Origin of the sequence: Pseudomonas mendocina, from assembly GCF_003008615.1 — a bacterium.
Taxonomy (GTDB): Bacteria; Pseudomonadota; Gammaproteobacteria; order Pseudomonadales; family Pseudomonadaceae; genus Aquipseudomonas; species Aquipseudomonas mendocina_C.
In genome coordinates this window covers 4598476-4618899 of sequence record NZ_CP027657.1, presented here as the reverse complement: position 1 = coordinate 4618899, position 20424 = coordinate 4598476, and the positions used below count along the sequence as shown (strand labels likewise).

Here is a 20424-nt window from a genome sequence, read left to right as displayed (position 1 = left end):
TGTCTACACGATTTCCCAGAACAACAAGAACGAGAAAAGCCATGAATAGCCGAGCCCGCTTCACCCATATGCAAGATGGCCAGGCCGAGGATTGGGCCATCATCGCCCAGGATTTCGCCGCCTACGCCGCCCAGCTACCTGCCCGCATCCTCGCTCACCTGCGCCTGCTCGACGGCGATTTCGGTGGTTTTCCGGTCGATCGCCTGACCCACTCGCTGCAAACCGCCACCCGTGCCTATCACGACGGCCGTGACGAGGAGTACGTGATCTGTGCGCTGCTGCATGACATCGGCGATACCCTCGGCAGCTACAACCATCCGGACATCGCCGCGGCCATCCTCAAGCCTTTCGTCAGCGCCGAGAACCACTGGATGGTGGAAAAGCATGGCATCTTCCAGGGCTATTACTTCTTCCATCACCTGGGCATGGATCGTCACCTGCGCGAGCAGTTCAAGGCGCACCCGCAGTACCAGGCGACCATCGAGTTCTGCGCCAAGTACGATGCTGCCGCCTTCGACCCGGGCTACGAAAGCCTGCCGCTGAGCTTCTTCGAACCCATGCTGCAGCGGGTCTTTGCCCGGCCGAAGAACTCCATCTACCTGGCCGCCATGGACAGTACCAGCGCCTGACCACTGGCCACTGTTGCGCCACCGTTCGGCGGCCGTGCTTGGCTGGCCGCCACCCCCTTGGTTATGATCCCCGCCCAACGAGCCTTTGGCTCAGGTCTTGCAGACCAGCCAGGCGTCCAGCAGAGACGCCAGAAATCCAGCAGGGACAGTTCCAGCAGATGAAGCCAGCAACCATCAGCCGTGCCAACGGGCTGCCGACGCCGCCGTTGCGCGAATACTATTCGCGCGTGCTGGCCTATATCGCCACGGCCGCCAGCATTGCCGCCGGCACCTACGTGGGGCACTTCACCTACGACATCCTCTGGATGGTGCCCTACGCCCTGCTCTACCCCCACCTGGCGCACAATCTGAGCCGCCGCTTCAAACGCGACTACCCCGGACAGACCGACCTCGCCCTGCTGTTCTTCGATGCCCTGCATGCCGGCGCGGCCTGCGTGCTGCTCGGTTTCTCCGCCGTGCCCAGCCTGATGTTCCTGTTGATCCTGTGTTTCAGCGCCCTGGTCATCGGCGGCCTGCGCTACCTGGGCCTGGGTCTGCTGGTGGCCGCCAGCGGCATGGCGCTATGCGCCGCGCTGGTCGAGGTTCATCCCAAGCCAGATACCCCAACCCCGGTGGCGCTGGTCAGCATCCTCTTCGCCACCCTGTACATCTGCATCACCGCCTATTTCGTCAACCAGCAGGGCCTGCGCCTGGCCCAGGTGCGCAGCGAGATCAAGCGCGAACAGGAAAAGGCCGCGCGCCTGGCGCGCAACCTGGCCAAATACCTCTCACCGCAGGTGTGGGAATCGATCTTCACCGGCAAGAAGAGCGTGCGCCTGGAGACCCAGCGCAAGAAGCTCACGGTGTTCTTCTCCGACATCAAGGGCTTCACCGAGCTGTCCGAAGAGCTGGAAGCCGAAGCGCTGACCGACCTGCTCAACACCTACCTCAACGAGATGTCGAAGATCAGCCTGAAATACGGCGGTACCATCGACAAGTTCATTGGCGACTGCGTCATGGTGTTCTTCGGCGACCCCAGCAGCAACGGCGCCAAGAAGGATGCGGTCGCGGCGGTTTCCATGGCCATCGCCATGCGCAAGCACATGAAAGTGCTACGCCAGCAGTGGCGCGCCCAAGGCATCACCAAGCCGCTGGAAATCCGCATGGGCCTGAATACCGGCTACTGCACGGTGGGCAACTTCGGCGCCGATACGCGCATGGACTACACCATCATCGGCCGCGACGTGAACCTCGCCAGCCGCCTGGAGAGTGCCGCCGAATCCGGCGAAATCCTGATTTCCCACGAGACCTACTCACTGGTCAAGGACGTGATCATGTGCCGTGACAAGGGCCAGATCACCGTCAAGGGCTTCACCCGCCCGGTACAGATCTACCAGGTGGTGGACTTCCGTCGCGACCTGGGCGCGACGTCCAGCTACGTCGAGCACGAGCTGCCGGGCTTCTCCATGTACCTGGACACCAACGGCATCCAGAACTTCGACAAGGAGCGCGTGATCCAGGCGCTCAACCAGGCCGCCGAGAAGCTGCGCGACAAGGTGATTCTGTAAGGACACCGAGGTGTAGTGCGGAACCCACCGGCCGCTTATAGCCCTACCGCCAATACACCCTATGCCTCCAGTGCATCAGTCAACGCCGGCTCGCCATCGATCAGCGGCTGCAAAGCCAGGAACTCCAGCGCTGAAGCGCACCAGGACTGCGCCGCAGCCAGCTCCGCGCAACGCCCACGCTCCAGCTCCAACGCGGCCAGGCAGGCAGCGTGCAGATCCTCGTCCATCACGCCACTGAGTCCCTGCTGCAGCACATCCAGCGGCCCGGCCACGGGAAACGCAGCCACGGGTGTACCGCAGGCCAACGCCTCCAGCATCACCAGACCGTAGGTATCGGTACGCGAAGGAAAGACCAGCACCGAGGCGTCCCGGTAGGCCTCGGCCAGCTCCTGGCCATGGCGATAACCGAGAAAACGTACCAGCGGATAGTGCTGCTGCAGCGCTGCGCGCTGCGGCCCGTCACCCACCACGCGCTTCTCGCCGGGCAGATTCAGATCGAGAAAGGCCTGCAGATTCTTTTCCGGGGCGATGCGCCCAACGTAAAGGAACACCGGACGCACGGGCCGAGGGCGCGTCTCGTCCGGCCGAAACAGGCGGGTATCCACGCCTTTGCGCCACAGCTGCAGTCGTTGCAAATCCCAGCTGGCGAACTCCTCGCGCAGGCGCTCGGTGGTTACCAGTACGGCCTGGCTCGGACGATGGAAGGCACGCAGGAAGACATAACCGAAGCGCAGTGCGATCCACGGCCAGCGCGTGCTGACATACTCGGGAAAACGCGTATGGATCGCCGTGGAGAATGCCATCCCGCGCTTGACCAACCAGCGCCGAGCCGCCCACCCCAATGGCCCCTCGGTCGCGAGATGCACGCAGTCGGGGCGAAAGTCGCGAATCGCCGCCCCGACGCGCCACAGGTTCCACACCAGCGGAATCTCCGGGTAGGTAGGACACGGCACGGCGCGAAAATCGGCAGGCGACAGCAGTTTGACCTTATGCCCCAGCCCACGCAGTTCTGCAACCAGAGCAGCCAGGCTGGTGACCACGCCATTGACCTGAGGCGCCCAGGCGTCGGAGACGATCAGTATTCTCATGCGCCAGTCTCGAGGGCGACAGCCTGCTCCTTGCTAGCCTGCTGCGCCTGCGCTTCAGCCAGGCGATAGAGTTCGATCTGCCCGTCCCAATGCTCGATCAACGCCGTGCAGGACTCCACCCAGTCGCCGCAATTCATGTACTCCACCCCGCCCACCTGGCGAATCTCGGCATGATGGATATGGCCGCAGACCACGCCCTGCAGGCCGCGCTTGACGCACTCGTGGGCGATGGCTTCCTCGAAGTCGCTGATGAAGTTCACCGCAGTCTTGACCTTGTGCTTGAGGTAGGCCGATAGCGACCAGTAGCCGTAGCCCCAGCGGCTGCGCCAGTGATTGAGCCAACGATTGAGGGTCAGGGTGAATTCGTAGGCCGAGTCACCGAGAAAGGCCAGCCAGCGGTGGTAGCGGGTGATCACATCGAACTGATCGCCATGGATCACCAGCAATTGGCGGCCATCGACGGTGACGTGCACGGCCTCGTCCACCAGTTGGATATTGCCCAGCAGCAAGCTGGAGTATCGGCGCAGGAATTCGTCGTGGTTGCCGGTGACGTAGATCACCTCGGTGCCACGCTTGCTCATGGTCAAAAGACGGCGGATGACGTTGGTGTGCGCCTGCGGCCAGTAGATGCCACCACGCAGTTTCCAGCCATCGATGATGTCGCCCACCAGGTAGATACGGTCGGCGTGATAGCGCTTGAGGAACGCCGCCAGGTGCTCGGCCTGGCAATCACGAGTGCCAAGGTGCACATCGGAGATCCACAGGGTGCGAACACGTTGCTTGCGGCTGGGCTTGGCGAGCTGGGCGCTGGTCATGGGCGGCCTCCGGCTGGGTTTAGTCGAGCTTGAGGCGTCGCGGTGAAAGGCTTGTGACGGGAAAAAGACCGTTCCATGACACGGCATTGCGGCGCCCGAGGCGTTACACTGCGGCGGTTGCCGAGGAAGCCGCCATGCCCCCGATCCTGTCCCTGCGTCACTACAGTCACGAAGTGCTCAGCCATAGCCATGAACATGCGCAGTTGGTCTTCGGCCTGGCGGGCGAGTTGCAGTTCGAAGTGGATGGCCAGGGCAGTCGGGTGCTGCGCCATCACCTCGCAGTGGTGCCGGCCGAAGCGCGCCATACCTGCGGCAGCCCCCGCGGCAGCCAGTGCCTGGTGCTGGATCTGCCGGCCAACGACTGGCTAGAGCGACAACTTGGCCATCACGCGAACGACATCCAGCGCCTGCTGGACAAGCCCAACGCACTGCAACTCGAGCCCTCCCAGGGCCAATTGCTCAACTGGCTGGCAAGCAGTCCGATCAACGACCCGGTGATCGCCGGCCAGGGTGCGGCCTTGCTGCTGGGCAGCCTCGCCTGTAGCCACCAGCAACGCGAACCGGCCGGCTTGCCCCTGGCCGCGCTCGATCACTACATCGATCAGCATGCCGCTCACCCGCTGCAGGTGGCAGACCTGGCACGCCTGGCCGGTCTTTCCGTGGCGCGTCTGCATGCCCGTTTTCTCGCTGAAACCGGCAGTACCCCCATGGAGCACATCCGTCAGCGGCGCCTGCAACTGGCCGAGCAGCTGTTGCGCGGTAGCGACCTGGCGGTTGGCGAAATCGCCGCACGGGTCGGCTACAGCTCGCAAAGCGCCTTCACCGCCGCCCTCTCCCGCCATCTGGGCATGACGCCGAGACAGTTGCGTCGCGCTCGCTAGCGATCTTATTGGCGCTATTACCCCAGTAATCCCCTGGCTACAGCTAGATCGTAGGGTGCGCCGTGCGCACCGCAAAACTATCGGTTGCCCCCGGCGCACCCTACGCGCAGGCGAGAGTCTGGCGACAAAACGCCTCACTCGCGCGACAGACAGCAGCTGCCTGCGACGCCTAGACTGCGCGGCATCTTCGAAGGAGTACCCCATGCAAACCATCGAATGGCAGGATTTCGAGAAAGTGGAGCTGCGCGTCGGCACCATCCGCAGCGCCCGTCCCAATGAAAAAGCGGTGAAGCCGTCCTACGTGCTGGAAGTCGATCTCGGCGAGCTGGGTATCAAGACCTCCAGTGCCCAGATCACCGCGCACTACGGTTGTGACGAGCTGATTGGTCGTCAGGTGCTGTGCGTCTGCAACTTCGCGCCCAAGCGTATCGCCGGGGTGCGCTCGGAAGTGCTGGTGACCGGCGTCTATGACAGCGATAACCGCGTCGTACTGGCAGGCTTCGACAAGCCGCTGCCCAACGGTGCACGCCTGGCATGACGGAACGTAACGCTCTGCTGGCGATTCACCTGGGCGCCCTGCTGTTCGGCCTGTCGGGCATCTTCGGCAAACTCGCGGCGACCACACCGAACATGATTGCAGGCGGACGCGCCTTCTTCGCCGTGCTCGCCTTGGGCCTGGCTGCGACGCTCTGGCGTAGCCGCGACGCAGCTCGGCCGAGCCTGCGGCAGATGGCCCAGCTGGTACTCGGTGGCCTGCTGCTGGGCACGCATTGGGTCACGTTCTTCGAGGCGGTGAAAATCTCCGGCGTCGCCATCGCCACCCTGGGTTTCGCCAGTTTTCCGGCCTTCACCGTCCTGCTGGAGGGCCTGCTGTTTCGCGAGCATACCCGCCCCAGCGAGTTCGCCATGGTCGGCGTGGTGTGCGTGGGGTTGATCCTGGTCACCCCGGAGTTCAGCCTTGATAGCAGTGCTACCACCGGCCTGCTGTGGGCAGTGCTGTCGGGCTTTCTGTTCGCCCTGCTGTCGCTGCTCAATCGCGCCAGTACGCGCGGCCTCGATCCGGTAAAGGCCGCGCTGTACCAGAACATCGCCGTATTGATCTGCTTCCTGCCGCTGGCCTGGCCGCTGCTGCCCAGCGTACGCCCGGTGGACTGGCTGTGGTTGGCGATGCTCGGCATCTTCTGCACGGGCCTGGCGCACAGCCTGTTCGTCGCCAGCCTGCGCGTGCTCAAGGCGCGCACCACGGCCGTGATCTTCGCTCTGGAGCCGGTCTACGGGATTCTGTTCGCCTGGTGGCTGTTCAGCGAGCAACCGACGCTGCGCATGCTGGCTGGCGGCATGCTGATCGTCAGCGCCATCTTCGTGTCGGCGCGAATGGCGCGTTGACGCCTGTCGGTATAACGCGCCCCCTGAACACAGGCCACCGAGCGACGCCAGCGCAAGAGCCTGCTTGCTTCGCCCGATCAGTTGACGCTGTAACCACGTCCCGTCAGGCAGGCGCCCAGCGCCCGACGATAGCGCTCGGTGGAATCGGCCCCCACCGGACGCGTTGCGGTAGCAGGATCGAAACCGCTCTGCCCCACGGCCCAGCTGTGGCACTCATAACGATCACGCCCCTGCTGCTCGACACTCTGGCCGCTGGCTGGATAGGCGATCACTTCATAGCTGGCGACACTATTGCCTTGTATTGCCGGAGGCGGCGTGACGATCTCATAGCGCTGGGCATTGGCGTTCCATAGGTAGTAGGTACCTGCTGCGACGAAGTACAGCGCACTCCCGATCCACAATTCACGTGCACCTTCCGGCAAACCATGGTGATGACCGCCAGGTTTCCACTGCCCCCAACCCGGGCCGCCTGGAGCTGGCCCACCCGGCCCGGGTGGGCCAGCCAGTGCCTGGGCAGAAAGCATCAGGGTCATCAATGCCAGGATCATGGAGCGTTGCAGCGACATACTTCACCTCTCACGGAATGGCCATATCGGCTCGAGGCAAATTATTCGCGCGCACTCGCAGGAGCGGGGTAAGCCCTGTGTAAAGAGGGGGTAAAGCTTCTGATACGTGTCTGCTCAAGCGCGGTCGTTGTGACCCAGATCGCGGGCGGGGTCGATCAGGTCGCGCACCCGCTGCTTGAGCACCTTGGCTTCCGGGAAGCCGCCATCGACCTTGCGTTCCCAGATCTGCTGACCATTGCAGAGGATACGAAAAACGCCGCCAGTACCTGGCTCCAGGCTGACCCGGCCCAGTTCATCGGCAAAGGTGCTGAGCAGTTCCTGGGCCAACCAGGCGGCGCGTAGCAACCACTGGCACTGGGTGCAATAGGTGATGACGATTTCAGGCTTCTGATCGGACATGGCAGCGGCTCTACGGTGGGGCTTGATGCCTATAATAACGGCCTTTGTCTCTGCTCCTGCCGGAAACCACCATGCGCCGCCTGTTCTTTTCGCTGATCTGCCTGTTCGCCCTGTCCAGCCTGCCCACCATCGCCGCCGAACGTGTCGGCCTGGTGCTGTCGGGTGGCGCCGCCCGCGGCCTGGCGCATATTGGCGTACTCAAGGCACTGGAAGAACAAGGCATTCGCATCGATGCCATCGCCGGCACCAGTATGGGCGCCATCGTCGGCGGGCTCTACGCCGCAGGCTATTCGGTAGCGGAGCTGGAACGCCTGGCACTGGAGCTGGACTGGCAACAGGCGCTGTCCGACTCACCGCCACGCGAGGACATCCCCTTTCGTCGCAAGCAGGACGACCGCGACTTCCTGATCAAGCAGAAACTCAGCTTCCGTGACGACGGCAGCCTGGGCCTGCCACTGGGCGTGATCCAGGGCCAGAATCTCGCGCTGCTGCTGGAAAGCCTGCTGGTTCACCGCAGCGCCACCCGCGACTTCGACCATCTGCCGATCCCCTATCGCGCTGTGGCCACCGACGTGGTCACCGGCGAACAGGTGATCATGGGCACTGGCCACCTGCCGCAGGTAATGCGCGCCAGCATGTCGATTCCCGCCGTGTTCGCCCCGGTGGAAGTGGACGGCCGCCTGCTGGTCGACGGCGGTATGGTCAACAACGTGCCAATCGACGTCGCGCGGCAGATGGGGGTCGATCACGTCATCGTCGTCGACCTCGGCATGCCGCTGAAACCTGCCAAAGAGTTACTCACCGTGGTCGACGTGATGAACCAGTCGATCAACCTGATGATGCGCAAGAACTCCGAAGCTCAGCTCGCCACGCTGGAAGCGGACGACGTACTGATCCTGCCACCTCTGGCCGGCTTCGGCGTGGCCGACTTCAACCGTGGTCAGCAGATGATGGAGGCCGGCTACCGCGCCACGCAGATTCAGGCCGAGCGCCTGGCCCGTTTACGTACCAGCAGCGCCGGCAACCCGGCACTGGCCATGGCACGCTCGCGCGAGCAGCGCACCCCGGTGATTCGCGAGATTCATGTGGAGAACGACTCGAAAGTCGGCGACGCGGTGATTCGCCGGCATATTCGCCAACCACTGGGCGAACCACTGGACGTGGATCGCCTGCAGAAGGACATGGGCACGCTGTATGGCCTGGACTACTTCGAACGCGTGCAATACCGCATAGAGCCTATGGATGAGCGCGGCAGTGCGCTGGTGATCGATGCCCGCGGCAAGCGTACCGGCACCGATTACCTGCGCCTGGGCCTGAACCTGTCGGATGACATGCGCGGCGACAGCGCTTTCAACATAGGCGCCAGTTACCGCATCAACGGCATCAACGAACTCGGTGCCGAGTGGCTGACACGCCTGCAACTGGGCGACCGTCAGGAACTCTACAGCGAGTTCTATCAGCCGCTGGACGCCGGCTCACGTTACTTCGTTGCACCCTACCTGTTCGGCGAAGCGCAGAACGTCGAAGCGATTCTGGACAACGACCCGATCGCCGAATACCGCCTGGAGCGCTATGGCTACGGCCTCAATCTCGGTCGACAGATCGCCAACAACGGCGAGATCCGTTTCGGCATCGCACAGGCCTGGGGCGAAGCGGATGTACGCGTCGGCGAGCGCGACCTGCCCAGCTTCAGTTTCAGCGAGGGGTATTACGAGCTGTTGTACTCCTTCGACACCCTGGACAACCTCGACTTCCCGCGCACCGGCGAGGATATCGGCCTGATGCTGCGCAAGTACGATCGCGGACTGGGTTCGGACGAGGAATATCGGCAATGGCAGCTGAAGCTGGATAAGGCCTACAGCCACGGCCCCAACACCTGGCTATTCGGTGGGCGCTACGGGCGCACGCTGGATCAGGCGGAGGTGGTTACCTCGGGCTTCATTCTCGGTGGTGCCCAGGAATTGTCGGGCTTTCGCCAGGACTCGCTGAGCGGCCAGAACATGGCCTTGGCGCGGATGATCTACTACCGGCGCATGACGCAAACCTCCATGCTGCCGCTGAACTTCCCGCTGTACCTGGGCATGTCGCTGGAGCGCGGCCGCGCCTGGAACAACGACAACGCTTTCGACAGCGGCTATATCAATGCGGCCAGCATCTTCCTCGGTCTGGATACCCCGCTCGGCCCGCTGAACTTCAGCTATGGCTTCAACGACGAGCGGGAAAAAGCGCTGTACCTGAACCTGGGCAAGAGCTTCTGAAACGACGAGGCCGCGCATGTGCGCGGCCTCGTCGGATACAGCGGCAGAAGGTCAGGCGATTTCCGCCAGCAACTGACGGGCAGCTTTTCTCTGCTCGTCGTCACCATGGTCGATCACGTCGTTGAGGATGTCGCAGGCGGTGGCGATGTCGCCCTGCTTGATGTAGGCCAGCGCCTGATTGAGCTTGGTCATGTGCTCGGGGTCGGTCGCCAGCTGGTCGATATCACCCTGCAGCGCCGCGGTGGCATCGGCATCCCCGGCGAACGCGTCGAGGAAGTTGTCATCCAGCCCCTGCACTTCGTCACTGAGCACCATTTCCATCTCGCCGAAAGCGCTCAACTGCTCATCTTCATGATGCAACTCGAACACTTCCGGCAGTTCCTGCAGGTTGCTGGCGAACGATGCGTCGAACTCCGGCTCGGCAGCCGGCTTGGCTTTGGCCTTGGCGGCAGCCGGGAACGGGCTGACCAGATCCCAGTCGGCGTCTAGTGACAGGTCGTCGAGATTGAGCTGGAAATCCTGCTCGGCCAGCGGCTCGGCAGCTGTCGGCAGCAGCGCGACCGGCTCTTTCGGCGCTTGCTGGGACATCTGCATGTTCGGGTGACGCGCTTTCACCGCGTCGATGCGCGCGACATCGAACTCCTCGGCACGCAGCACCGCCTCCTCACGGGCGAAGGCAGAACCATCCCCCAACTGGGCCAATACTTCCAACAGGCGGAAACGCAGATCGCTGCGTTGCGGCTCCTGAGCCAGCGCCTTGTCGAGCACTCCGCGAGCCTCGCTGAAACGGCCGTAGGCGATGTAGACATTGGCCGCCTCCAGCGGATCGACCGGCCCCTGCGCACGCTGCTGGACAGGTGCAGATACCGCAGCCGGGTTAGCCGCAACCAGTGGAGCGGCTACAGCGGCAACGGGGGGCCGAGCAGGCTGTGCGTGACGCTGAGCGTTGGGCTCCACCTGCACGACCGGCGCAGGTTTTGCACGGCGCCGCACGGCCCACAACAGAGCACCCAGCAGCAACAGCAAGGCGATGCCACCGGCCAGCAGCGTGGAGAACCAGCCGCGTTCGGCAGGTGCCTCCTGAACAGCCGGCGCAACGGCTACCGGGGCTTCAACGGGGGCTGCAGGAGTTCGCTGCTCGGCAAGCTCAGCCAGTTGCGCATCTTTCTGCGCCAGTTGCTCCTGCAACTGCTGGAGTTGCACTTGCAGTTGCGCCAACCCCTGCTGCAGCTGCAGGTTTTCTGCCGCTTGGTTGGCCAATTCCAGATCGACCTGGCGCTGCCTTTCCAGCACTTGCTGCAGGCTTTCTGTCTGCTCGGACACCGGCTCAACAGCCGCCAGCGGTGCACTCACGGGAGCTTCGGCGCTGGCCGCGGGCGCAGAGACGGGTATTTCAGCGACAGCAGGGGCATCAGGTTGGGCGGCGGTCGAGCGGGACGCGTCAGGCAGCAACAAATCAGCGCCGGCCTGCAAACGGCCAGGATCGCCGCCACTGAACGCGTTCGGATTGAGCGCCAGAATGCCTTCCATCAGCGCCTGTTGCGACAAGCTGCTGCCCTGTTCACGCAGGCGAGCGGCAATCGACCACAGGCTGTCACCACGCACCACCTGGTGGCGATGCCCCGCTGTCGCACTGGGTGGCGCCACGGCACGTACCGATGTCGCAGGCGCAGCCGCCGGGCTGGCAGGACGAGAATCGAGCGCAGCAGCAGACGCAGCCACTGCCGTATAGGCAGACGAACCTGGCGGATCGAGCAGAACCGTATATTCACGCAGCAGCTGGCCGTTCGGACGTGCCACCTCGACGATGAAGTTCAGATAGGGTTCGCGCACCGGGCGACTGGATACCACCCGAATCACGCTACGCGAACCGCGTAGCAGAGGGGTGAAACGCAGATCGTTGAGAAAATAGAGGCGATCGACACCCGAACGGTTGAACACCTCGGTCGACGCCAACCCCACGCGTATGTCCTGCGCACCGAGATCGGCAACTTCAAGCAATTCGATCTCGGCCTCGAAAGGCTGATTCAAGGCCGAATGCAGGGTGATCTCACCCAAACCAAGCGCCGGAACCATTCCCGAATAGAGGGCGGAACCCGACGCCAAACCCAACATCAACTGACGCACCCGAGCCATGTGACCTCCAGGGTTATCCAGGCTCGAACGCAGCCTCCTCAACATCCTGTATGAGCACTCCATAACCGGAGGCTGCGCCCTGAACAAAAAAATCGAGCACGGTCGATACAATCCCTGTCGAGGCCGGCTCGTACTGCATTATGGCTACTAATTCACAAAGTAGCGTGTTGGGCGCCAGTTTGCCGACGAAGCACAGTGCCATCAAGCGCCACAAGTCAAAAGTTAGGCACAAGAAAGCAATCATTCAAATAATGATCGGAAAATTGACAGTGGTGGTACGGATTACTTCAGCAAGTTACCCAACACCCGCGCATGCACCTGCTGACAACGACGCAGATCGTCCTCGTCGATGCCGGCAAAGACCTCCTGGCGCAGTTGAGTGGAGATCGCTTCGATCTTCTCGATCAACGGCTGCGCCTTGGGTTGCAACGCGATCTTCTTGGCACGGCGATCCTCCGGCACGGCTACGCGCGTGACCAACTCCTGGCTTTCCAGGCTGTCGAGCAATCGAGCCAGGGTAGGCCCTTCCACGCCCACACTCTGAGCCAACTCACGCTGTGTGGGCATCTCGGTGAAACGCGCCAGGTGCAGCAACACCAGCCAGCGAGCCTGCGAAAGCCCAAGGCCGACCAGACGCCGGTCGAGCTCGGAGCGCCAGGCTCTGGACAGTTGGGCAACTTGCATGGCGAAGCGATGTTGATCGGGGTAGGACATGGGCAAGCGGACTCGTACAAAGGTCAAAAACTAATTATTAGCTAGCTAGCCATAACCCGGTACGCAGGGCAAGCCCTGTTTGTGGCCGGGCATTTCAGAATGCGACCACGTCACCACGCCGACCACTGTTTTTCAGATGGATACCTGGTTGCGACCGAAGGCCTTGGCTTCGTAAAGGGCACGATCAGCCTGCTCGTACAACTGGCTCAGTTCAGCCTGGGTTCCAGGGTTCAGGCAGGCAATACCGATGGACATGGTCAGCACCTCGGCACTGTCGGAGCCACGATGCGCGATAGCCGCGGCCTGCAGAGATTCGCGCAACGCCTCGGCCCGGCGCTGAGCCTCCTCGGCATTGATATCGAACAGCAGCAAAGCGAATTCTTCACCGCCCAGCCGCACCCCCATATCCAGAGGACGCCGCGCCGCCTGCTCGATCAATGCCCCTACCCGCTGCAACGCAGCGTCGCCGGCCTGATGGCCATAGCAGTCGTTGTATGCCTTGAAATGATCGATATCGCACAGCAGCAACGCCAGCGACTGGTCATTACGCTGCGCTTGGCGCCACAGGCGCTCGAACTGTCGGTTGAAGCTGCGCCGATTGTGCAGTCCGGTCAGGCTGTCGTGGTAGGCCAGCAGCCGCATCAACCTGCTGATCAGAAAATGCTCGCGCGACTTGTATTCCAGAAGATAACAGCCGACGGCACCGCTCAGGTTGCCGAAGCCAAGGAACAGCACATTGTTGATCAGCCGTGGCACAGGCAGACCGGCGAACCATTCCGCCGCGACATACACCAACAGGATCACCAGGGAACAAGCCAGGGCCTGGCTCAGGCGCAGACCTACCAGAAAGTAGGCTGCCATGCTTACCAGCAGCAGGCCTTCATAGGGATAGCCGGGGTCAGCGCGATGAGCAATACCGACGATCAGCGCAGCCCCCACACCAAGCCCGAGGATGCAAGCCATGCTCAGCGGCAACAACAGATGAATATGTCGCCGCTGCAGCATCAGCGCCGCGCATACCAGCAAGATGAGCAGCACCAGCACGCGTATGGCAATGACCCAACCCAGGTACGACGCAGGCACCACCAACATGTCGAGCACAGCCAGCGCCAGCCAGATGAGCGTCGCGACACTCAGCGCGATGCGCTTGAGATCGAAACTGTCTTCCAGCATATAGGCACGGTACTCGCGCTCCAGTGCTCGGGAAAAACGCAACCCGCGAAAACCCAAGTTCAACTGGTCGGCGTAGGGGCTCGGGCGAACTTCATCGAGCCAAGCATGATAATTAGGCACCGTTACCTCGTTCTGTGGCGACCTGCCCCACACCTTAGCTGCGTCAGCGAGATGCCGCTAGAATCATGCCGGCCAATTGCCTTCACGCCACAGCGCAGGGCTTACATTTCGAACTCGGCCTGCAGTGCGGCACGCACGCAATAGAGCACCGCTTCGTCGACCCGGCCGGCGAACAGCGGCGCAATTTCGCTCACCGCCGGCAGCTCACCCTCGCCGTCGAGGAAGGTTTCCTGAATCTCGCCGAGCAATTCTTCAGGCAGATCCAGCGCCTGCTCCAGGGTCAGTTGCTGCTGGGCGATGGCCTCGGCCAGCAGGCTGTAGACATTCTTCTCGCTACAGCCCAGTTGCCCGGCGATCTGCGCTGGGGTCATGCCGGCGCGAGCCAGGCTGACCAGTTCATGACGTAGATCGGCAACGGGAGCTGGCGCCTCGTCTGCCGCGCCGCCATTGAGCACCTCCAGGAAGGCCTGGCCGTAACGTTCGAGTTTGCGCGCACCGACGCCACTGACTTCGGCCATCTCGCTCAGCGAGCCGGGCTGGCTGCGCAGCATCTCCAACAACGTGGCATCGGGGAAAATCACGTACGGCGGCACGCTGTGCTCCTCCGCCAACTTACGGCGCAGGCTACGCAGTGCTTCCCACATCTCCCGCTCGTGGCCGCGTACCAGTTGGCTGGCTGCGCTGCTGGAGGCCTTGGCCGCCTGCGCCGGCTTGGGCTCACGGCGCAGTTGCAGGCTGACCTCGCCACGCAACAGCGGTCTGCAACTCTCGGCCAGGCGCAGGCCACCAAAACCGTCCAGGTCGACATCGGCCAGACCACGCGCGACCAACTGACGAAACAGCGTGCGCCACTCGACTTCGGAAAAACCCTTGCCGACGCCAAACACCGCGAGGTGCTGGTGGCCGGCAGCGCGGATTTTCTCGTTGTCGCGGCCGAGCAGAATGTCCACCAGATGGCCGACGCCATAGCGCTGACCACTGCGATAGACGGCCGACAACGCCTGACGGGCCGGCTCGGTGGCATCCCAGGTCTCGACGCCGTCGATGCAGTTGTCGCAGTGGCCACAAGGGTTGGGCAACTCTTCATCGAAGTAGGCCAGCAGCGCCTGACGACGGCAGCGCGTCTCCTCGCACAGGGCGAGCATGGCATCGAGCTTGTGCTGCTCGATGCGTTTGTGGCGCTCATCGCCCTCTGAATTGTTGAGCATCTGCTTGAGGAAGATCACATCCTGCAGGCCGTAGGCCATCCAGGCATCGGCCGGCAGACCGTCACGACCGGCGCGACCGGTCTCCTGGTAGTAGGCCTCCAGCGACTTGGGCAGATCCAGGTGGCAGACGAAGCGCACGTTGGGCTTGTCGATGCCCATGCCGAAGGCGATGGTGGCTACCATGATCAGGCCTTCCTCATTGAGAAAGCGCTTCTGATTGAAGGCACGCAACTCGTTGGGCAGACCGGCGTGATAGGGCAAAGCCGGGAAGCCCTGGCTGCTGAGAAAGTCGGCAACCTCCTCGACCTTCTTGCGCGACAGGCAGTAAACGATACCGGCATCACCCTTGCGCGCGGCGAGAAAACCCAGCAGCTGCTTGCGCGGCTGATCCTTGGGCTGGATACGGTAGAAGATGTTCGGGCGATCGAAGCTCGAGAGAAAACGCTCGGCGTTGTCCAGATGCAGACGCTGAACGATCTCTTCGCGGGTGCGCTTGTCCGCCGTGGCGGTCAGGGCGATACGCGGCACCTCGGGAAACAGCTCCGCCAGTTGGCCTAGCTGCAGGTATTCCGGACGAAAATCGTGGCCCCACTGCGAAACGCAATGCGCTTCGTCGATGGCGAACAGGGCGATGTCCAGTCCCTGCAGGAAACTCAGCATGCGCGGCTGAACCAGACGTTCAGGCGCCAGGTAGAGCATCTTGATCTGCCCACGGCGGATACGGTCGGCAATCTCACGCTGCTCATCGACGCTCAGGGTGGAGTTCAGCGCAACGGCGGCAACCCCCAGTTCGTCGAGAGTGGCCACCTGATCGTCCATCAACGCGATCAGCGGCGAAACCACCACCGCCAGGCCTTCGCGCATCAGTGCCGGCACCTGGAAGCACAACGACTTGCCGCCACCGGTAGGCATCAGCACCAGAGCATCGCCGCCCGCGGCCACGCGCTCGATGATCGCGGCCTGGTTGCCGCGAAAGGCGTCGTAGCCGAAAACGTCTTTGAGAATGCGCTGGGCGTGGTCGAGCATGAAGGCCTCCAAATCGAGCCGCGCATTATGCCGCAGGATGAACACCAACAGGGCGCCTACCCGTCCGAAGCCGCTGAATCGCAGCCCTGAGCGCGCGCCGCGCTGGCCGCAGGGGCAGTGGTGGACTAGAATCCACCCTCGTTTATCCCCTAAGCCTCAAGGTAACCCCACGATGTCCTTCGCTGAGCAACTGTCCCGCCTGCAAGCCTTTCTCGATGCCGATGAGCTGCACGAAGAGGCGTTGGACTACGTGGCCGCCCATGGCTACCTGACCGCCCTGGCCATCTGCCCCGAGCAGGTGCCCGAGCGCGAATGGATCGACGCGCTGTTCGCCGAGCCTCCGCACTACCGCAGCGATGCCGAACGCGAAGAGATCGAGAGCACGCTGATTCACCTGAAAGCTCACATCGCTCGTCAACTGGCCGGAGAGGAAGAGCCGGAGCTGCCGTGCGACCTCGACCTGGGCGACGAACCGGACGACTCCGACCTGCGCGGTTGGTGCATCGGTTTCATGGAAGGTGTGTTCCTGCGTGAATCGATCTGGTTCGAGGATGCCGAAGACGAAGTCAGTGAGCTGCTGCTGCCGATCATGGTGGGTTCCGGCCTGTTCGACGAACAACAGGAGTTCGCCGAAATCGCCCGTGACCACGACCTGGTGGACAGCATGATCGACCAGATTCCCGAGTTGCTCACCGCCCTCTTCCTGCTCTGCCAGGCTCCGGAAGAAAAACCTGCCCTGCTCAAGCCGCGCCACTGATAACGCCGTTCGGCCATGCCCCGCGAAATCCGCGAGAGCCGTCACCGCAGCGTGCGCTACGCGCTACTGGCGGTGGGCTGGCTGAGCGTAGCACTGGGCGTCATCGGCATCTTCCTGCCGGTGTTGCCAACCACTCCCTTCCTGCTGCTGGCTGCCGCCTGCTTCGTCAGAAGCTCGCGGCGCTTCTATTTGTGGCTGGTGATGCACCCGCGCCTCGGCCCATGGATTCGAGACTACCTCGACGGCCAGGGTATTCCGCGCAAGGCCAAGGTCTATGCGTTGAGCCTGATGTGGGCGAGCATCGCGTTCTCCTGCTACCTCGTGCCGATGTTCTGGGCACGCACCTTCATGCTGACCAGCGCCGTGCTGGTCAGCATCTACATCCTGCGCCAAAAGACGTTGCCCAATCCCTGAGACGCCGTGTAAGTGGCAGTCCGCCCCGGGTTGTATACGGGCTAAGAGTGGCGAACGCCTCATCGACAACCTTTTGACAGTACCCTTCCATTCCAGCGAAGCGGCCGGCAAAAAGCCGACACCTCGCCTAGACTCTGCGCATCAAGCCTGGAGACAACGATCCCATGCGACGGCTGCGTACTCAGGGATGGCGCTGGCATCTGTCAATCCTATGGATCGGCGGCGTGCTGCTGGCTGGCCTGGCGCTGGCCAACTGGGACTTCGCCGTGGTTCTGAAAAACGCGGAAAGTCGCTACGGCGAACTCGGCCCGGCACGCAAACGCATCCTCGACTGGGAAGAGCTGATCAAGACCAGTAGCGCATTGACCGAAGCCGACAGGCTTACTGAAGTCAATCGCTTCTTCAACCGCACCGTGCGCTTCGTCGATGATATCCAGCTATGGCGCGAGAATGACTACTGGGCCACCCCGGTGGAAACGCTGGTCAAGGGTGCCGGTGACTGCGAGGACTACTCCATCGCCAAGTACTTCACCCTGCGTCGCCTCGGCATACCCAGCGAAAAGCTGCGTATCACCTACGTCAAGGCGCTCAATTACAACCAGGCGCACATGGTTCTGACCTATTACGCCAGCCCGAGCGCCGAGCCGTTGGTACTGGACAACCTGATCAACGACATCCGCCCCGCCTCGCAGCGCAAGGACTTGTTGCCGGTCTACGCCTTCAACGCCGAAGGCCTCTACCTGCCAGGCTCGAACACCCGCAAGAGCGACTCGAAGAAGCTCTCGCGCTGGCAGGACATCCTGAAAAAAATGCATGCCGAAGGTTTCGCCGTGGGCGAAGGCTAGGAGAAGACACATGTCCCTATTGAAACAACTGTTCCTCGCCATCTGCCTGTTCCTGGTCGTCGCCTTCACCGGCAGTTTCATTGCCAGTGTCGAGAGTTCGCGCGAACAGTCACTCAGTCAACTGCGCTCACACGCACAGGATGCCGCCACGGCGCTGGGCCTGTCGCTGACACCGCACGTGGATGATCCGGCGATGGTCGAGTTGATGGTCAGCTCGATCTTCGACAGCGGCTATTTCGCCAGTATCCGCGTAGTGAACATCGCCGACGGCACGGTGATGGTCGAGCGCACGACCAGCATCGAGACGGAAAACGTGCCGGACTGGTTCGCCAATCTGGTCGACCTGCATCCGCAAGGCGGTGATGCACTGATCATGCGCGGCTGGGAACAGGCCGCACGGGTCGAAGTGCTCAGCCACCCGCAATTCGCCCTCGCTCGACTGTGGGACAGTGCCATTGGCAGCTTGCTCTGGCTATTGCTCTGCGGCCTGGTCAGCGCCGTGCTCGGTGGCTGGCTGCTGCGCACCCAGCTGCGCCCGCTGGACAACATGGTGCAGCAGGCCCAGGCCATCAGCCGCCGCGAGTTCCTAACCCTGCCCCGCGTGCCGCGCACGCCAGAACTCAAGCGCGTGGTACTGGCCATGAACCAGATGGTCGACAAGCTCAAGACACTGTTCGCCGAAGAGGCCGCGCGCAGCGAAAAACTGCGCGAAGAAGCCTACCAGGACAGCCTCACCGGCCTGGCCAACCGCCGCCAGTTCGACATTCGCCTGAACAATCAACTGCTGCTCAACGAGCAGAACGCAGAGGGCTACCTGCTGCTGCTGCGCGTCAACGATCTGGGTGGCCTCAACCAGCGTCTTGGCGGCCAGCGTACCGATGCACTGATTGGCGCACTGGGTGAACTACTCAAACGACTGTTGGACGGCCCAGGACGCAGCGAGTGGCTGGCCTCGCGCAGTCGCGGCGGCGAATTCACCCTGCTCGCGCCGGGCCTGAGTAGCGACGATGCGGATCGCCTTGCCGAAGAGATCAGCGAACACCTGAACAACCTGCGCCAGACCGGCGCCAGTGACTGCAATCCAGTTGCCCATCTCGGTATCGCGGCGTTTCGTCCGGGAGAAGAGCCTGGCAACGTGATCGGTCGCGCCGATCAGGCATTGGCTCAGGCGCAGAGCAATGCTGCCAGGTGCTGGGAGCGCCTCGATGACTTCACGGCCCAGAACGGCCAGGGCCTGCACGACTGGCGCGGCTGGATCGACGATGCGTTGAATCAGGGCAAGTTGCAGCTGTACTTCCAACCGGTAGTCGAATGCGTTTCAGGCAAGCTCCTGCAACGCAAGGTACTCGCGCGCCTGCTCGATCCGGAGGGCGAAGCCATCGCTGCCGGACGCTTCCTGCCCTGGATCGAACGCCTCGGCTGGAGCGCTCGTTTCGACCTGGCAATGCTCGAGCATGCCCTCACCCACCTGAGCGATCACCCCGAGCCACTGGCTCTGAGTCTGTCCGCCGCGATCCTGCGTGAACCTGCCAAGCGGGCAAAGCTTCTGGCACTGCTCAAGGAGCATCCGGAACAGGCCAGCCTGCTGACCCTGGAGGTCGACGAGCGCCACCTGCCACCGCCAGCGGAGCTGGAAGCCCTGAGCCAGAGCCTGCGCGAAGCCGGCTACGGTCTGGGGCTACAGCACTTCGGTGGGCGTTTCAGCCTGATCGGTAACCTCACCCACCTTGGGCTGGCCTACCTGAAGATCGACGGCACCTATATCCGCGCCATCGATCAGGAGGGCGACAAACGGCTGTTCATCGAGGCGATTTTCCGCGCGACCAACAGCATCGATCTGCCGCTGATCGCAGAAATGGTGGAAACGCAGGGGGAACTGGAAGTGTTGACCGAGTTGGGCGTGCACGGCGCCATGGGCCGCCTGATTGGCGCTCCAGCACCCTGGCAGTGAGCCAGCTGACTATGCTGATACGGTGATTCTTCGCGGATCGTTTCGGCGAGACCGCCGTAAACGGCCTAGACGGCCCCACACCCACCTAAGCTCGTGGATCTACACCAGATGGTGATCATCATCACCAAGCAGGCCACTCAAGCCTTCGATCTCGGCACGGGCAATGGCACGCTGATCGAGTTTCTGGCGGGCTGCTTCGGGCAGGTCGGTATAACGAATGACGCCGCGTTCTACCAGTACGCTGACCACGTCTTCCAGCACGCGCACCAGCTCCAGGTCGGATTGTTTCAGGCTGTCCAGACGCGCCTTGACCTCCTCCTTGGCTGTCAGCCAGGTCAGCAACTCCTCGCTTTCGACCGCCAGGTTTTCCGTCATCCCTTCGAAGGGCTCATGCTCAACCCGCAACAAACGCCCGGCAGCGTCACGCTGTACGTAAACCATCGGTGCCTCCAGCAAACGCCATAAAAAAGCCCGCCACCCGAAACGGGTAGCGGGCTTACTCTAGTTGAGT

The 20424-nt window shown here is 62.7% G+C and carries 19 protein-coding genes; 10 read left to right on the top strand and 9 right to left on the bottom strand.

Annotated elements, in window-relative coordinates; translation table 11 throughout:
- Positions 1-41 precede the first annotated feature (41 nt).
- Both C7A17_RS21335 and C7A17_RS21330 read left to right on the top strand, forming a co-directional pair.
- A complete protein-coding gene (locus C7A17_RS21335) occupies positions 42-629 on the top strand; it encodes an HD domain-containing protein (protein ID WP_106740215.1) in 588 nt (195 codons plus the stop codon).
- 158 nt (positions 630-787) lie between these two features.
- Complete coding sequence (locus tag C7A17_RS21330) at positions 788-2176, top strand: adenylate/guanylate cyclase domain-containing protein (RefSeq protein ID WP_106740212.1); 1389 nt, start codon at positions 788-790, stop codon at positions 2174-2176.
- A gap of 59 nt (positions 2177-2235) precedes the next feature.
- Here C7A17_RS21330 and C7A17_RS21325 read toward each other — a convergent pair whose 3' ends face one another.
- Complete coding sequence (locus C7A17_RS21325; protein ID WP_106740209.1) at positions 2236-3264, bottom strand: glycosyltransferase family 4 protein; 1029 nt, start codon at positions 3262-3264, stop codon at positions 2236-2238.
- On the bottom strand, positions 3261-4079 hold the full coding sequence (locus C7A17_RS21320) for a UDP-2,3-diacylglucosamine diphosphatase (protein ID WP_106740207.1): 819 nt from the start codon (positions 4077-4079) through the stop codon (positions 3261-3263). Before C7A17_RS21320 ends, C7A17_RS21325 begins: the two co-directional genes overlap by 4 nt.
- Positions 4080-4213: 134 nt before the next feature.
- Between C7A17_RS21320 and C7A17_RS21315 the strand changes: the two genes are divergently transcribed.
- The 3 genes from C7A17_RS21315 (at position 4214) to C7A17_RS21305 (ending at position 6346) form a co-directional block, all read left to right on the top strand.
- A complete protein-coding gene (locus tag C7A17_RS21315) occupies positions 4214-4960 on the top strand; it encodes a helix-turn-helix transcriptional regulator (RefSeq protein WP_106740204.1) in 747 nt (248 codons plus the stop codon).
- A 202-nt stretch (positions 4961-5162) separates the two neighbouring features.
- Complete coding sequence (locus tag C7A17_RS21310) at positions 5163-5498, top strand: tRNA-binding protein (protein ID WP_106740202.1); 336 nt, start codon at positions 5163-5165, stop codon at positions 5496-5498.
- Complete coding sequence (locus C7A17_RS21305; protein ID WP_106740201.1) at positions 5495-6346, top strand: DMT family transporter; 852 nt, start codon at positions 5495-5497, stop codon at positions 6344-6346. Before C7A17_RS21310 ends, C7A17_RS21305 begins: the two co-directional genes overlap by 4 nt.
- Positions 6347-6423: 77 nt before the next feature.
- On the opposite strand, the gene C7A17_RS21300 is transcribed toward C7A17_RS21305, so the two are convergent.
- A complete protein-coding gene (locus tag C7A17_RS21300; protein WP_106740200.1) occupies positions 6424-6912 on the bottom strand; it encodes a hypothetical protein in 489 nt (162 codons plus the stop codon).
- Positions 6913-7026: 114 nt separating this feature from the next.
- On the bottom strand, positions 7027-7311 hold the full coding sequence (locus tag C7A17_RS21295; RefSeq protein WP_106740199.1) for an Rdx family protein: 285 nt from the start codon (positions 7309-7311) through the stop codon (positions 7027-7029).
- 71 nt (positions 7312-7382) lie between these two features.
- On the opposite strand from C7A17_RS21295, the gene C7A17_RS21290 reads away from it, so the two are divergent.
- Positions 7383-9569, top strand: coding sequence for a patatin-like phospholipase family protein (locus C7A17_RS21290; RefSeq protein WP_106740197.1), 2187 nt, complete (start codon positions 7383-7385; stop codon positions 9567-9569).
- A gap of 51 nt (positions 9570-9620) precedes the next feature.
- Here the strand turns inward: C7A17_RS21290 and C7A17_RS21285 are convergent, their stop codons facing one another.
- The 4 genes from C7A17_RS21285 to recQ form a co-directional block, all read right to left on the bottom strand.
- The gene (locus tag C7A17_RS21285) at positions 9621-11705 is read right to left on the bottom strand and encodes a FimV/HubP family polar landmark protein (RefSeq protein WP_463604505.1); all 2085 of its coding nucleotides are present in this window, start codon (positions 11703-11705) and stop codon (positions 9621-9623) included.
- Between the two features lie 282 nt (positions 11706-11987).
- On the bottom strand, positions 11988-12419 hold the full coding sequence (locus tag C7A17_RS21275) for a MarR family transcriptional regulator (RefSeq protein ID WP_106740192.1): 432 nt from the start codon (positions 12417-12419) through the stop codon (positions 11988-11990).
- A gap of 132 nt (positions 12420-12551) precedes the next feature.
- On the bottom strand, positions 12552-13712 hold the full coding sequence (locus tag C7A17_RS21270; protein ID WP_106740189.1) for a GGDEF domain-containing protein: 1161 nt from the start codon (positions 13710-13712) through the stop codon (positions 12552-12554).
- Between the two features lie 101 nt (positions 13713-13813).
- Complete coding sequence (recQ, locus tag C7A17_RS21265; RefSeq protein WP_106743089.1) at positions 13814-15946, bottom strand: DNA helicase RecQ; 2133 nt, start codon at positions 15944-15946, stop codon at positions 13814-13816.
- 172 nt (positions 15947-16118) lie between these two features.
- Here recQ and C7A17_RS21260 point away from each other — a divergent pair, with 172 nt between their 5' ends.
- The 4 genes from C7A17_RS21260 (at position 16119) to lapD (ending at position 19913) form a co-directional block, all read left to right on the top strand.
- Complete coding sequence (locus C7A17_RS21260; RefSeq protein ID WP_106740186.1) at positions 16119-16703, top strand: UPF0149 family protein; 585 nt, start codon at positions 16119-16121, stop codon at positions 16701-16703.
- Between the two features lie 15 nt (positions 16704-16718).
- Positions 16719-17117, top strand: a complete 399-nt coding sequence (locus C7A17_RS21255) for a YbaN family protein (RefSeq protein WP_106740183.1) — start codon at positions 16719-16721, stop codon at positions 17115-17117.
- Between the two features lie 164 nt (positions 17118-17281).
- The gene (gene lapG / locus C7A17_RS21250) at positions 17282-17962 is read left to right on the top strand and encodes a cysteine protease LapG (protein ID WP_106740181.1); all 681 of its coding nucleotides are present in this window, start codon (positions 17282-17284) and stop codon (positions 17960-17962) included.
- 10 nt (positions 17963-17972) lie between these two features.
- On the top strand, positions 17973-19913 hold the full coding sequence (gene lapD / locus C7A17_RS21245; protein ID WP_106740178.1) for a cyclic di-GMP receptor LapD: 1941 nt from the start codon (positions 17973-17975) through the stop codon (positions 19911-19913).
- Between the two features lie 99 nt (positions 19914-20012).
- Here the strand turns inward: lapD and C7A17_RS21240 are convergent, their stop codons facing one another.
- Positions 20013-20354: a tryptophan synthase subunit beta gene (locus tag C7A17_RS21240; RefSeq protein ID WP_106740175.1), complete on the bottom strand. Its 342-nt coding sequence runs from the start codon at positions 20352-20354 to the stop codon at positions 20013-20015.
- Positions 20355-20424 lie beyond the last annotated feature (70 nt).

Coding starts and splice junctions, on each gene's coding strand:
- C7A17_RS21335 (WP_106740215.1), top strand. CDS start 42: ATGAATAGCCGAGCCCGCTTCACCCATATGCAAGATGGCCAGGCCGAG.
- C7A17_RS21330 (WP_106740212.1), top strand. CDS start 788: ATGAAGCCAGCAACCATCAGCCGTGCCAACGGGCTGCCGACGCCGCCG.
- C7A17_RS21325 (WP_106740209.1), bottom strand. CDS start 3,264: ATGAGAATACTGATCGTCTCCGACGCCTGGGCGCCTCAGGTCAATGGC.
- C7A17_RS21320 (WP_106740207.1), bottom strand. CDS start 4,079: ATGACCAGCGCCCAGCTCGCCAAGCCCAGCCGCAAGCAACGTGTTCGC.
- C7A17_RS21315 (WP_106740204.1), top strand. CDS start 4,214: ATGCCCCCGATCCTGTCCCTGCGTCACTACAGTCACGAAGTGCTCAGC.
- C7A17_RS21310 (WP_106740202.1), top strand. CDS start 5,163: ATGCAAACCATCGAATGGCAGGATTTCGAGAAAGTGGAGCTGCGCGTC.
- C7A17_RS21305 (WP_106740201.1), top strand. CDS start 5,495: ATGACGGAACGTAACGCTCTGCTGGCGATTCACCTGGGCGCCCTGCTG.
- C7A17_RS21300 (WP_106740200.1), bottom strand. CDS start 6,912: ATGTCGCTGCAACGCTCCATGATCCTGGCATTGATGACCCTGATGCTT.
- C7A17_RS21295 (WP_106740199.1), bottom strand. CDS start 7,311: ATGTCCGATCAGAAGCCTGAAATCGTCATCACCTATTGCACCCAGTGC.
- C7A17_RS21290 (WP_106740197.1), top strand. CDS start 7,383: ATGCGCCGCCTGTTCTTTTCGCTGATCTGCCTGTTCGCCCTGTCCAGC.
- C7A17_RS21285 (WP_463604505.1), bottom strand. CDS start 11,705: ATGGCTCGGGTGCGTCAGTTGATGTTGGGTTTGGCGTCGGGTTCCGCC.
- C7A17_RS21275 (WP_106740192.1), bottom strand. CDS start 12,419: ATGTCCTACCCCGATCAACATCGCTTCGCCATGCAAGTTGCCCAACTG.
- recQ (WP_106743089.1), bottom strand. CDS start 15,946: ATGCTCGACCACGCCCAGCGCATTCTCAAAGACGTTTTCGGCTACGAC.
- C7A17_RS21260 (WP_106740186.1), top strand. CDS start 16,119: ATGTCCTTCGCTGAGCAACTGTCCCGCCTGCAAGCCTTTCTCGATGCC.
- C7A17_RS21255 (WP_106740183.1), top strand. CDS start 16,719: ATGCCCCGCGAAATCCGCGAGAGCCGTCACCGCAGCGTGCGCTACGCG.
- lapG (WP_106740181.1), top strand. CDS start 17,282: ATGCGACGGCTGCGTACTCAGGGATGGCGCTGGCATCTGTCAATCCTA.
- lapD (WP_106740178.1), top strand. CDS start 17,973: ATGTCCCTATTGAAACAACTGTTCCTCGCCATCTGCCTGTTCCTGGTC.
- C7A17_RS21240 (WP_106740175.1), bottom strand. CDS start 20,354: ATGGTTTACGTACAGCGTGACGCTGCCGGGCGTTTGTTGCGGGTTGAG.